Raw genomic sequence first — 13,455 nt, 5'->3', positions numbered from 1 at the left:
GCCCGGTGGCGCGGCGTTTTGTGGCTGTGCGACGTGGCGGATCAGCAGCGATCGGCGCAACGTCGTCACGCAAGCCTTCCGCGGCAGCGTCTCGGCGACGCGCCGGTTTCCGTGGCGGCAATCTGGGCTGCGTGCGCTGCAGAACGGCTGTTTTCGCTCCTTGCGGTCTCGCGGTATCTTGCTGCCGAAACGGCATGTCGCTACGCGTTGACGACGGCACAGCGGCCGCTGTCCATCATCCTACCTCAAGTCGTAGTCCCACCTGACGGCACAGCCCGAACACCTCGTGGGTTCGATCGGACGGGCAGAGCAAATGGTTTGGCGCACCATGACAATATCCGACAGTCGGAAGCTGCACGAGCGCCTGCGGCGCGATCGCGAAGTTGAGGTAGCCGTGCGCGAGCAGCGCATTGTGCGGCTCGGTGATCGCAGTGGGCAGCACCTCGGCGACGATCATCGGACGCCGCTGCAGGATGGTTTTCATGCCCCCGGCCAGCACGGCATATTCATGGGTTTCGACATCGATCTTGATCAGCTTCAGCCGCTCCGTGCCCAGGTGCGCCGCGGCCCACTCATCCAGTCGGATGGTCGGCACACGCCGCTCACGAAACACCCCATGGTCGATGCTGCTGGCATGCGCGATCTCGATGGATGAACTGGTGGAGATAAAGCCCATGTCGTTGATCGTCTCATAGAAGGTGACCTCTCCGTCGTGGTCGGACAGTGCGATGGCGTGGATGTTCACGCGGGATGCAAGCTCGGGGTTCAAGCGGACATTCGCCTCAAGCGCTTGGCGCGCGCTGGGCAGCGGTTCGAACGCATGGACCGTTGTTTGCGCGTCGGACGCCGCGGCAAGCAATGTGAGCAGGCCGGTATGGGCACCGACATCGAGAACACTTCCCATACCGCCTTGGACAAGACGCGAGATCAATGCCGGCGTGGGCGCTTCATAGGCCGCCAACCCCTCGCGCCGAGCGATTTCGGCATAATAGTCAAGGTGGGACTGGCTGCCAAACATGAAGCTGATTTGGCAGCCTCCAAGGTCGCCTCCCAGCGGGAATACGTCTTCCGACGTGAAGCTCATGACGGCAGCTCCCTAATTAGTCTTGTTGTGCCACCTGCGGTCGGATCCTGCTGATTGCGATGCCCGACGACGGCCGACAGCGTGAACTATACATGGTCAGACGGAGGAACTTGCCGAACACGCTAGTATAAGCATCAGGCATATTGATAAATTCTTGTCATGCACGAACCGGTTCTGCCAGAAAGGTGGTATCTCTGCTCATCATATCAACGTGATGCGTGTCGTGCATCCTGATGCTTGTGCAACCTGCTCGTTGCTCGCACGGTTGATGCCTGATCAGGTCAGTTTAATGGGCGTCAAGTAAAGTCTCCGCCGTGTACGTTGCACTGCACAAGATGTTGGCTTGCGGTTTCATGCCATATGCGGCGGCTCCTGCGACGGTGGCGAGACGTTGATTTCATGTTGTGCTGCACCACTGCAGCTTGCGAATGCCCAAAGGTCACGTTGGTGGAGGCATTGCCTGGTATCGTGATCAGCCCGGCTGGTCAGAAGATTGGAAATGCTGGATGAGAAACGCACTAGACAACAATGTCGGGTCTGCGGCTATTGTGGCCGGACGTCACTTTGAGCAGCTTCCTCAGTAATACAAGGAGCTTGATTGATGCATACTCTAGAACCCAAGGCCCAAGAGGCGTTCGACCTCGTGCGCGCCCATCGCCGCCCGCAGCTCGAGAGCTTTCTCGCCGCTACCCCTGGACAGTGGTGGTTTCATGCCATTGAAGCAGGCGAACGATACGATGAACTCGTCAAGAAGGCTCAACCTTTCAAGCTATACTATGATCACGTATGTGCCGCGAAAAGCTTTAGCCATGACTGGTTTTCAGACAAGATCTGGTCATGGCACGAAGTTCTGGCGCCATTCCGGGACAGGTCGGTCAACTGGCTGGAGCTGGGTGCATTCGAAGGGCGCTCCATTGTCTTCGCGGCCGAGTATCTTCCACGCAGCCGGCTGGTTGCTCTTGACCATTTCGAGCTGAAAAAAGGCTGGACCTCGACGCAAGACAATACGCTCTCCGAGGATAGTGAAACCTCATTCGACCACAACGTTTCTTCCTATGGCGATCGGGTGAGAAAAATCGCCATGAAGTCATGGCAGGGTCTGACACTGCTTGTCGAGGAGAAGGCAAAATTCGACATCATCTACCTTGATGCTTCTCATTGCGCGCCTGACGTGCTGGCGGATGCCACGATCGCCTGGCGCCTGCTGGAAGTTGGCGGCTTGTTCATCTTCGATGATTTTCTGCTCGACCTATGGGACTGGGACAAGGGACCGGTTGGGCCGGGCGTGCTTCAGTTCCTCAAGACCATCCCCGATGCGTATGAATGGGTACATGCCGGCTGGCAGGTTGTCGTGCGCAAGACGGCTGAGCAGCACCTGTGGTGAGGCGTATCGGCACTTGTCCGCCGCCGTCCTTCTGGCCGTCATGTTCCGACCGCCAGCGTCCGGTCCGTGCAATACGACTTCCGCGGAGACCGCGGGCGGTAACCATGCCCGCAAGTCTCGCGTCAGCACCGACACCTAGTCCTGCGCCAGATAGAAGGACACCAGTCTCGCCAGCGCCGGCGCGCCGAGCAGCGTCTCGACGCTGCGCCTGGCCTCGGTGCCAAGTCGCTGCCGCAGCGCGGGGTCGGCGATAAGTGCGCGCATCAACTCGACCGCCTCATCAATGGTGCGGAACACAAGGCCGGTGCGCCCATGCTCGACGGCCTGTGCATAGCCGCCGGACTCGCTGACCAGGACCGGCAGGCCGCAGGCCATCGCCTCGATCACCACGCGCCCCCACGGTTCGATCCAGGTCGAGGTGTTGTAATAATAGCAATCCAGCTCCTGCAGGAATTCCACGATGCCATCGGGCCGCGCCGGCAGGAACTCGATGCTTGCGGTGTGCGGGAACACGCGTTCCATGCAGGTGCCGCCCAGCAGGCGTGACCGCCCACCGGCCTGCGCTGCGGCCTCATAGACCTTCCAGTCCTGACCATGATGTTTTTCGATGACGTCGCGCGAGTGACGGCCAACGGTAAAACGATGGCCTGACGGAAACGGCGTGCCGCGCGGGCGGAACAGCTCGATGTCGACCGGCGATGGCTCGAAGAAGCCCGGCAGGTCGACCTCCCGCGCCATCATGTCGGAGCAATACAGCAATTCGGAGCGAACGCCGGTCTGTTCGAAGACTTCCTGAATACGCTCGAACAGCAGCGGTGCCTCGAACGTGTTGTAGAGAAAGATCACTCGCTTCGGCCGGGCGCGGCGGATCCAGGTCACAATATTGAAATACACGCCGATGATGACCAGCACGCCGCCATGCGGCACCTGCCCCTGGCCCGGCTCGATCGCCTTGACCCCAAGCTTTGCGCTGAAATAAGGATGCGGCATTTCCGGCGCCCAGAACTCAACGTCGGTATACCCGGCCAGGCGTTCGCCGACATCGAGTGCATGCAGTTCGCTGCCGCCGCGCGTCTGTTCAAACTTGTTGACGATGTGAACGGTGGGAAAAGCATGCCGCGGCCGGTCCAGCAGCGTCGCGATCTGGGCGTCGCTTGCGGCACGCAGGCGCGTCGCGGTATCGCCGCGCACCAGTTCACGTGTCCGGGTCCAGGCTGCATCCACCCGCGCGTGAAACGCAGGGGCGAGCGCGGGCTGGCCAGGATGACCGCGCAAATAGGGCGACAGCCAGGCGAGATGCCGCGGCTCGATCGTGGCGCGGTCCACCAGCTTGTGCAACAGGTCGGGCCGGTGAGCCGACCAGAGTTGGCGAATGGCGTGGTAAAACCGACCGCCGTCGCGGCGTGTGCCGCTGTCCGGCACGCTGTCGAGGATCCCATCGAACTCGGTGTCGAGGCGGCCGGTCTGTGCCGCACTCAGCAGCGACAGGTCGAGGATCGTCCAACCGGGGCCGGTGTGGCGGCGCAAGCTCTTGAGGTACACCCACGCAGGCTCGAACTGGCCGATCGCCGCAAGCAACCAGGCATAGAATTCGCCCATCGTGACGTCGGACGGCAACAGCCGGAGCTGTCGTTCGCAGATCTGCAGAGCCAGATCAAAATCGCGTATCTCATAGGCGCTGCGGGCGTATTCAACACGGCCGATGGTGTCGTCGGGATAGAGTTCCACCACGCTGGCCCAGCGTTCGTGCACGACAAGCGGCTCGCGGCGGCGCATCGCCATATGAGCCAGGCCGACCAGCGCGCCTTTCGCCTGAAAGCTGCGTGTCGCCATGGCCAGGAAATGCCGCTCAGCCTCGGCAAGGCTGCTCGTGTTGGCGATCACGTAACCGAGAAACAACTGCGCGGCTTCATCATCGGGATGCTCACTGATGAACCACTCGAGCCGCCGCCGGGCTTCGGCGAAGTTGCCGCCGCGAAAGGCGATGTCGCAATAGACCCTGTCGAGTTCGAGATCGCGCCCGCGCCTGGCGACGGCCGCGCGCAACAAGCGGTCGGCTTCCGCCAGGGATCTTCGCGCCGCGGTCAGAGCGATGTAGCGGAACTCGTGCCAGCCGCTATGCGGCCATTTTCGCCGAAGAAAGCGGAACAACAGGCGCGCCCGATCAAGCTCCTGGGCGTCTTCGTAGGCGCACGCCAGCTCATGCACGGCAATGAATTCGCCCGGAAAGGTTCGCGTGAACGTGCACGCGATGCGCCTTGCCGCGACAAGGTCTTTCATCGCCAGGGCGGCGTCCAGCGCGCGGCGGAGGTAACGCGGCTCGCCGGCAGCTAGGTCGGCCATCCGTTCCGACAGCACACGCACCGCCGACCACTCGCGCAGCCGGTCGCGTAAATCCGCCAGCAGCCAGAGGAAGGACAGGTCGTTGGCACGCCGCACCAGCGCGGCCTCGACCACGTCGACCGCCTCCGCCCACTCACGCGCCTTGCCATGGTCAAGCGCAATGGAGCCGAACTCGAACCGCGCCGCATCTTCGTCCGGTGCACGCTCGAGGCATTGTCGCAGCAGCGCACGGGCGCGCTCCGGATCGGATTGGCGGACCGCGCGGGCGCGCATCAGCAGATGGCCGGGAAGCTCGGCGAATCCTGGCACGCGCCGGGTCGCGTCGACGATGATATCCATCGCGAACTCGCGCTGTCCCGCCATGGAGGCCGAAAGTGCCGCATGCAGGAAGCCATGGCCCTGCTGCTCCTGGTCCGACGGCCGGACGCTCCGGCCCGGATCTTCGAACAGTTGAACAAGCTGGTTCCATGAAGCCAGCGCCGCGTTCCAATCGCCCGCGCGCTCATGCACGCCGGCAATGCCAGCCAGCGGTTCGGCGGCCTGCGGATCAAGCGCCCGGGCAGTCTCGAACGCCGTGATCGCCAGTTTGTAATGGGCCAGCTCGTTGCGCATGTTGCCAAGCTGCAGCCAGCAATTGATGTTTTCCGGCCGGCGCTCGCTGGCTTCCTGCCAAAGCCTTTGCGCCATCGCCCAATCCTGCCGATCCTGGGCCGCGCTCGCTTCGCGCATCAGCGCGGCGACGTCATCGGGCGCCTCCTGTCTCGACGCAACAGGTTTGCTGGCAAAACGATCAAGCAGGGAGAAGCTTTTCTTCAACAGGATCGTGCTCCGTGATGATGCTTGAGACCTCGGGGAGAGGCCGCCTGCTTGCCGGGCAAGTCGCCGGCCGCATTTTCCTGCCATGGCAGAGGCGCGGCTTCCGGCGAGATCTGCTCGATCAGCTCGATGACCGCGTCGATGTGCGGCTCCCAGCGCGGTGCGTGCCAGGCCGGCAGGCGCGCGAGTTGCGCCGCCCGGCGCGGCGAGTCGGCCGCGCTGTAGTCGCGGATGGCCTGAAGCCAGCCCAATCCGTCGAGCGGGTCGAGGAATTCCGGCACATCGCGGCCGACCTCGCGGAACACCGGAATGTCGCTGCAGATCACCGGCACGCCCAGTGCCAGTGCCTCGGCGATCGGCAGGCCGTAGCCCTCGACGAACGCCGGGCAGAGCAGGGCACGTGCGCCGGCCAGCAGCGGGCGCAGCTCGCGGTCAGGCAAGGTGTTGTGCTCCTCGAGCAGGCCGCTGATCGCGGTGCAGCGGTCGATGATGTCGACGATGTTCTCGTTCTCCCAGCCGCGCTGCCCGATCAGCTTCAGGCGCGGCGTGGCGGCGTCGGCGCGGGCGGCGAGACAGCGCCAGAGATGCAGCAGCAGCAGGTGGTTCTTGCGCGGCTCGATCGTGCCGATGCAGGCGAAATAGGGGGTACCGTCGGCGGCCGTGGATGGGATGTTGCAAGAGGAAGGGCAATGAGTCGCGAATTCCGCGCCGGGATGAGCGACGAGAACGGGAATATGACGGCCGGCGCGGGCGATGTAGGGCGCCAGCGAATCGGCGGTCGCCTGCGAGTTCGCCACCACCCCGTCGGCCAATGCGCAGATTGTCTCGATCCGCTGGCGATGGCGTTCGGCCTGGCCTGGCCGGGCATATTCCGGGTAGTCCATCGGAATCAGGTCATGCACGAAAAAAACAAAGGCGGCGCCGCTGCGTACCTTGAACCGGGCCAGCCGTGCGGCCCGGTGCAGATTCTGGTGCGAGACCAGCAGATAGACCGGCCGGCGCCGGCTGCCGCGCGCGGCGGGCGGCAAAAGCCTCTGGCCAGGCATCAGGCCCGACATGCGCGCCAGCATTCCCAGGCGCCGCGCGGCTCTGCCGCTCTCGTCAGGATCGCGCCAGCAGCGCGCGAGCGCGTCCACGAGCAGGCGCCCGTAGCGCGTGCGCAGCGGCGCGATGTCGCCGGCGGCGTTCATCGCGACGAAGCTGACCCGATCGCCCGCCCGGTCGATCAGGTGTTCGGCATAGGCGAGCTCGATCCGGTCGATCCCGGTCGGCGTGGGCCGGCTCGCGCGCGAAACCAGGCGGGAGAGATCAAGCAGGACCGGTGGACTCATTCCGCGGCTTTCTGCTGGATGTACGATCCGCCAAGGCGATCGAGCAGGAGCTGCGGCAGGGCTTCCACGCTCAGTATCTCCGATCGGAAGGGTGCATGGGCGACGGGTTCTGCGTCCCAAAGCACATAATCGGTCATCGTGTCACGATGCCCCAGCGCCGCGAACAGGCCGGGCAGACTTGGCTGATGGTCGCCATAGGCGAGCAGCAGTCCCCGCCCAGGTGCCGCGCGCAGCGCGTCGGTCATCACCGGGAAGAAGGCGTCGGTGCGGCGCAGGCCGCCTAGATAGCGACGCAGCGCCGCTGCCTCCGGCAGCCCCTGCAGGGGGTCCGGAAGCCGCACCGCGTCCTCTGCGCCGCGGTCGGCGAGCCAGGGACCATGATTGCCGACCGAGATCACAAAAAGGAACAGGTCCGGCCCGGCGTCAGCCAGGATTTCGGCCGCGTGCCGCGCCAGTGCGGCGTCGTTCACAAAAGCCTCGGCGCGTCCGGCGGTGGAGAACGCCTCGGGTCCGATGAAGCGCTGGAAGCCAAGTGCTGGGATTGCGCGGTTGCGACCGTAGAAACGCCTGTCGAACGGGTGCAGGCAGACCGTGCGCATACCCAGCGTCTGCAGGTGCCAGGCGAGCGCGTCGATCCGGGTTCGGGCGAAGCGCTCATACGGGTTGAACCGGTCCAGCCCGAGCGCCACCGATCCCAGCCCGGTCAGTGCCGCGAACTCGGTGCGGATCGTGTTCGCCCCCCAGGTTGGCACGGCTAGTCGTCCCGCGGCCGCGGCCGCGGCGCGGCAGGCATCGAAGCCGGGCAGCAAGTTCGGCGGCATCGCGACATGCAGCCGGCGTGGATCGAAGAAGGATTCGAGCTGCGCCATCACCACCGGTCCATGCCAGCGGTCGGGCGGCGAGCGCAGCACCGCGGCCGTGGCGCGGCGAGCCGGTCGCTCCGCACGGGCAAGTGTCGCATGGATCGCGAAGCAGGCGAGCATGCCCCAGCGCGCCGTGTCGCGCCCTGGGTCGCGGCTCGGCGCCAGCCCTTCGTACAGACGCTGCAACCGCGCCAGCAAAGGCGGCCAGCCGGGCAGCGCGAACGCCGCCACGGTGACCAGCAAGGCGGCAAGTGGCGGCCAGGGGGACCATGGCCAGACCGGCGGCAGCGCCCACGCCACCGCGCCGGCAACCGCTGCGATGGCCGCGGCCGCGCCGAGCACCAAGCCGGTGCCGGCGAACGGCAAATAGAACTCGGGGTGACGCACAACCTCCAGCAATTCGGCGCGATCGGCGAACACCACCGGCTCCCGCAGCACCTGCCGCTTCACCACGTCCGCCCCCACCAGCCCGCCCGCCAGCGCGGCGACGACCAGCGCGCCGAACAGCGGACGAGCGGTCAGCGCGGCGAACAGCGCCGCACCGATCAGCAACGGCGCGACATCCAGCGCCATCACCCAGAACGGCGGCCGCGCTGCCCAGGCGCCGGCGTGCCAGCGCAAAAACAGGGCGCAGAGCAGCAGCAGCAGCGCGGCGGTCGTGAGCTGGAAGACCATGTCCAGCCGATCAGACCAGGTCCGGCGGCACGATATGGAACCGCACGCCGCGCAGGATGTGATCCCCAAGCCAGGCCGGCAGCAGATCGGCCGCCTGCAGGCCCAGCCCGAGCAGCCGCGGGAAGACAATCCGTGCCTGTCCGCGATCAAGTCCACGCCGCACGATCCCGCTGGCTCGCTCAAGCGAGATCAGGAACGGCTTGTCGCCATGAAAGCGGTCGGTCATCGGTGAGTCGAAGAAGCCTGGTACCACCACGCTCACGCGGATGCCGTGCGGGCGCAGCAGTGCGCGCAGCGCCTCGCCATAGGCGCGCACACCGGCCTTGCTGGCGCTGTAGCCAGGGCTGTACGGCAGGCCGCGATAGCCCGCGACCGAACTGACCACCGCGACCTGCCCGATGCCGCGCGCCAGCAGGCGGGGCAGCAACGGCTCAATGGTGTGCATGCAACCCAGCAGGTTCGTGCCGATCTGCCGCATCGCCAGCCCCGCCGGTTCGGTGGCCGTTTCCGGCGGCGGTCCCGCGGAGATGCCGGCGGCGGCAACGGCAAGGTCCACGGGGCCGGCATCGTCAAACGCGACAAGCCAGCCGGCGAGCGCCTCGGCCTCACGAACATCAAGCCGGCCGATCACCACTGCCGCACCTTTGCCCCCACAGTCCCGCGCCACCTGCTCAAGCCGCATCGCATCACGTCCGATCAGCCCCAGGCGGATCCCCGGCGCGGCGTAACCGACGGCGAGAGCGCGGCCGAGTCCGCTGGTAGCGCCCGTGATGACAATATTGCGAGGCGGCGTAATCTTAGCCGGTGGCCTGAGCAGGTTGCCCCCCCGCCGGCAGCGCCGTTGCCGTCCGAACATCCGCCACCGCATGCGCGGCATGCAGCGTTTCCAGCCGCGCCACCGCACCCTCGGTCAGCAGCCGCACGCCTTCCGTGCTGAAGAAGCCGCCGCGGACCAGGCAGCGATGCGCCAGCACCCGACGGAATGCCGCGAACAGCGTTGCATCGGGTGGCGTTGCGTTGGTCCAGAATGCGTTAAGGTCGCCTTGGAAGGTAAGGCCGGGCATGTCGTAGACTGCCTGTCCCAGTGTGGTGACCGGCACGCCGGCCGCGAGCGCCAATGTCCCACTTGTGCTGTTGATGGTGACCATGCCGAGGGCGGCGCGCGTCAGGTGCTCCAGGTCGCCGTCCTCGATATAGCAGACGCGCTGGTTGATCCCAAGGCGCGCCGCGATGTCCGCCACGCGCCTGCGCCAGTTGCACAGGCCGTTGTCCAGCGGGTGCTCCTTGACAATGAGTGTGGTGGCGGCCGGAGCATGGGCGGCAAAGGAGGTAAGCACCGTGTCGATTGCCGGCGTCATGCCGCCGAACGAAGAATGTTGCCGCACCTGCGAATCACAGTCCAGTTGCAGCGGAAAGACATAGAAGTCCCGCAGCGCGTCGGCGCGGGCCACCTCGGCGGCGATGGCCGCGCGATTCAGCTTGCGCCGCACCAGCCGCGAGCCCCAGCCGACATATTCCACAAGTGGATGCCAGGGCCGGTGAGTGCGGTAGAACGGAAAGCTCCAGCCAAGCAGCATGTATCCAAAGTTGTAGGTCAGGTCTTCGGCCGCGCGGCGGGTGAAGCTCGATCCGATGCCAGGACCCTCCGCCACGGCTTCCAGCCGCGCGGCCTGCTCATGATACCAGTCCGGATCACGCGGCAGGCTGGAATGGCCATTCACGCCGCCCAGCTCGAACGTCACCCAGTTCGGCCGGATATAACCCTCCTCGAACACATGGACAGGAAGCTGCAGCCGGCGGGCCACCGTGACGGCGGCGCGATGATGAGGGCGGCAGTCCCCGAACAGGATGATGTCGGTGATACCGTGATCGAGGATCTTTGATTCCAGGAAGCTCGGCCAGTTCCGCTCGTGGCCGCGGTAGTTCATCGCCTGGGGCGATTTCCAGAACACCTGGTCGCCGCCATGAAAGTTGATGCGATGGACGCCGTGACCTCGTGCCGCGAGAGTACGTCCGAGGTGGCTGAAAAACTGGCTGGCGGGACCCTGCAGGAACAGGAAGATGCGCGCGCGGCCGAATAGGTCATTTTGTTTCGGTGCTGTCACGTCATGCCGCCGTTTTCTGCGTGCTTTCCAGTAGCACAAGGGAAATGATGGCTACGAGGCCATATCGGCATAACTACCGTTAACTTGTTCTTGAGGTTCCTGTAACCGCCGGTTGCATTACACTTTCACCACGCCTACCCCGCGTATATACTCATCCATGGCATTCATGCCAACGAGGCGGCGAGATGCATCAAAGCCGTTACCGGCAGCCACGATGTGATCCTGAAGCCGCTGAATCCCGGGCAGCGGATTTAGCGAAATCCACTGCGTCAGAGCCGTGGTATCCGGCACATCGTGCTGACCAAACTGGCGCCATTCATGAACACTGAATGGGTTCTACTATGTGCTATACTGGAACGGACATGGACGCCAGTTTTCCGCGCCGCTTTCACCGCTGATCAAGCTGCGGCGGATGCCGGTCAGGCGGCGTGCTCCCGCATGCCTGCGATGATCAGCCAGCCGATGCTGTAACTGAGCAGCAGGCCGAGAAACACGGTTGCGACCATCATCGAGCTGTGTGGAAACAGCGCGCGTTGTGGCAGGTTTGGTCGCACCACGTTCACCACAAAAAGCTGTTGGCGCATCGCTTGCAGCCGAGCATTCTCGAGCGCGGTCAACGCGCTGGTGTAGCTGGTTTGCGCGAACTCGCGCTGCAGCGTGAGTTGCTCGTAATTGGCGAGCACCGGGGCGAGTGCGCCGTTCTGGCCGGTCAGGCGCGCTGACTCGGTGGCGATCTGCCCTTCAAGTGCATGAATACGATCCTGTAGCGCAACAAACTGCGGACTGTCCTGATGCACTGAAGCGTTGATCCCGGCGAATTGGGCGCGGGCCTGCGCAAGCTGCTGCTGCAGCGTGTTGATCAGCGCAAGCTGCGCCGTGGTGGTCTTTTGCGGATCGATGTCGCGCTCGGTCATGCGAAACGTGGTAAGCGCGCGCTGCGCGGCGGTGATGCGCTTCTCCGCACGGTCCACCTCGTCTTGCGCGACTTTCACCGTATCTTCGATCGCGCGCTGGTTGAATTCGTTCACCCGCGCCTCACCGAGCGACAGCAGCGCCTGGACGAGGTTGCGGGAATCCACCGGCTCGAAGGTGTTCGCCTTGATCGTGGTGATGCCGGTGTCCTCGTTGTACCGAATGGTCACCTGATCGCGATAGTAGCGCAGCAGCGTTTCGGCACTCGGATCCGGCCACCACAGCCGCGCGAAGAAGTCCGCCTCGGGACGACGAAACATCGCGATGAGATCGAGCTTGTTTTGCAGCGCCGCGACGGCGTCGTGCGAAGCCATGTAATCGTCCACGCTGAACGACTCGCTTTGCGCCGCGCTGAGCCCAGCCGTCATGCCGAGTATCTGGCCAAGCCCGCTAATGGACGGGCCGTTCGACTGCGTGCCGCGCACGATGAACCGGGCCTCGGATTCATACTGGTCGGCGGCAATGCCATAGTAGTAGCCGGCGGTGAGCAGCGTCGGCAGGAGCACGAACAGCATGAACCAGCCCCGGCGCGCCAGCAATTTGCGCAGCCGGTTTGGCCGCCGCCGCCGTCCAGGCGTCTGGAACGGCGCCTCTCCGTCCGCGAACTGGGCGCGAAGGTCGGGAGGCGAAGCAGTCATTCCACCCATGCGTCGATCCTTGCACTGGTTTGGCCGCCGCCGCGGCTGGTGAACTCAAGCAGGTCCAACGCCCGCCAGGCGCGCATGTCAGACCATGATCGCTGAAAGTTGCAGCTTCGCCGGTGTCCGATCATGGTCCAACTCTTTGTCTAATCGCGAAATTCTCGCCGTTTGACTGGTCAGCCTCAGGCGATCTAGTCAAGGTGCATCCGCCGCCGCGTGATCCGGATGGCGACCAGCCCCAGGATCGTCAGCACAAGCGACCAGCCTATGACGTATGTCGGGTAGACATAGGCGCTGTCAAATGACGCGAACTGCCCCTCGCGGATCTGCTCGAACGGCGAAATCAGCGGCGACCAAGTTAGATACTCGCGCCACGGATGCGGAATCCATTTCAACAGGAAGAACGCGCCCGACAGCGGCAGGCTGACATAGGTGGCCGGATGGATGATCCTTTGCACCACCGTCGAGTTTTCCGACGCGGCGGCGACGATCAGGGACAGGCCGAACGACAGCCACCAGAGCTGCGCCATGCCGGCGAACATCAGCAGAGGCCGATCGGGCAGGTTCCCCAAGCCGCAGAGCCAGGCGCCGCCCACCAGAATGGCCATGGCCATGGCGGCGGAGGCGAATTCAAGCAGGTTGCGGGCTATCAGCAGGTCGGTGATTGTCACCATACGGTGATAGAGCAGCGTGCGATTGCTCTCGATCGCGGCCTCGGCACGCAGCACCATGAAACGGAACATGCAGAACGGTGTGTAGCCGACCACCCAGAACGGGATCGGGTCCATGCCGAATCCGGTGCGTGACGAGGCCGCGAGATGCAGAAGCGTGACCGCGAGGGCGAGCAGCCCCGGTTCGAACACCGCCCAGAGGTAGCCGATATTGTCCCGTCCAAACCGCGTATGAAGCTCGCGCATCAGCAGCGCACCGACGACGTGGGTCTGCACCGCCAGGCCGCGCGTCGTCGCGCCGCGCCGCGCCGGCCCTTTCGCGGTGACGGCGATCCCGGATTGCGACACGAACATCAGCCGACCGCCACGCGCACGCTGGCATGTTTCCGGGAAAACCAGGCCTGACTCAATGATCCAAACCCGCCATCGCAACCGCTCCTATGACAGTTCGCAAGACAATCCGCATGACAGGAAAACGCTCCGGCGGATACAGGAAGCCATTGGCTGAAGACCAGTCTTGCCACGCCTGTAGGCTGATCCGGCGTGGTCAGATAAGCCTCACGCCTGTTC

The 13,455-nt window shown here is 64.6% G+C and carries 9 protein-coding genes; 1 reads left to right on the top strand and 8 read right to left on the bottom strand.

What is annotated here, in order from left to right:
* Positions 1–235 precede the first annotated feature (235 nt).
* Positions 236–1,084, bottom strand: a complete 849-nt coding sequence (locus ACQY4S_RS07530) for an FkbM family methyltransferase (RefSeq protein ID WP_428484562.1) — start codon at positions 1,082–1,084, stop codon at positions 236–238.
* A 601-nt stretch (positions 1,085–1,685) separates the two neighbouring features.
* On the opposite strand from ACQY4S_RS07530, the gene ACQY4S_RS07525 reads away from it, so the two are divergent.
* The gene (locus ACQY4S_RS07525; protein ID WP_428484561.1) at positions 1,686–2,468 is read left to right on the top strand and encodes a class I SAM-dependent methyltransferase; all 783 of its coding nucleotides are present in this window, start codon (positions 1,686–1,688) and stop codon (positions 2,466–2,468) included.
* Between the two features lie 135 nt (positions 2,469–2,603).
* On the opposite strand, the gene ACQY4S_RS07520 is transcribed toward ACQY4S_RS07525, so the two are convergent.
* The 7 genes from ACQY4S_RS07520 to ACQY4S_RS07490 form a co-directional block, all read right to left on the bottom strand.
* Positions 2,604–5,627: a glycosyltransferase gene (locus tag ACQY4S_RS07520; protein WP_428484560.1), complete on the bottom strand. Its 3,024-nt coding sequence runs from the start codon at positions 5,625–5,627 to the stop codon at positions 2,604–2,606.
* Positions 5,624–6,958 (bottom strand): glycosyltransferase family 4 protein, encoded by a 1,335-nt coding sequence (locus ACQY4S_RS07515; protein WP_428484559.1) that lies wholly within the window; start codon positions 6,956–6,958, stop codon positions 5,624–5,626. Before ACQY4S_RS07515 ends, ACQY4S_RS07520 begins: the two co-directional genes overlap by 4 nt.
* On the bottom strand, positions 6,955–8,496 hold the full coding sequence (locus tag ACQY4S_RS07510) for an LTA synthase family protein (protein WP_428484558.1): 1,542 nt from the start codon (positions 8,494–8,496) through the stop codon (positions 6,955–6,957). Before ACQY4S_RS07510 ends, ACQY4S_RS07515 begins: the two co-directional genes overlap by 4 nt.
* Before the next feature lie 10 nt (positions 8,497–8,506).
* Positions 8,507–9,352: an SDR family NAD(P)-dependent oxidoreductase gene (locus tag ACQY4S_RS07505; RefSeq protein WP_428484653.1), complete on the bottom strand. Its 846-nt coding sequence runs from the start codon at positions 9,350–9,352 to the stop codon at positions 8,507–8,509.
* A complete protein-coding gene (locus tag ACQY4S_RS07500; protein ID WP_428484557.1) occupies positions 9,294–10,601 on the bottom strand; it encodes a capsule biosynthesis protein in 1,308 nt (435 codons plus the stop codon). Before ACQY4S_RS07500 ends, ACQY4S_RS07505 begins: the two co-directional genes overlap by 59 nt.
* Before the next feature lie 419 nt (positions 10,602–11,020).
* Positions 11,021–12,112 (bottom strand): capsule biosynthesis protein, encoded by a 1,092-nt coding sequence (locus tag ACQY4S_RS07495; RefSeq protein WP_428484556.1) that lies wholly within the window; start codon positions 12,110–12,112, stop codon positions 11,021–11,023.
* Positions 12,113–12,405: 293 nt separating this feature from the next.
* Positions 12,406–13,239, bottom strand: coding sequence for an ABC transporter permease (locus ACQY4S_RS07490; RefSeq protein WP_428484555.1), 834 nt, complete (start codon positions 13,237–13,239; stop codon positions 12,406–12,408).
* Positions 13,240–13,455 lie beyond the last annotated feature (216 nt).

It is taken from the genome of Rhodopila sp. (assembly GCF_965276935.1).
Classification (GTDB): domain Bacteria; phylum Pseudomonadota; class Alphaproteobacteria; order Acetobacterales; family Acetobacteraceae; genus Rhodopila.
This window is presented reverse-complemented; position numbering and strand designations above follow the sequence as displayed.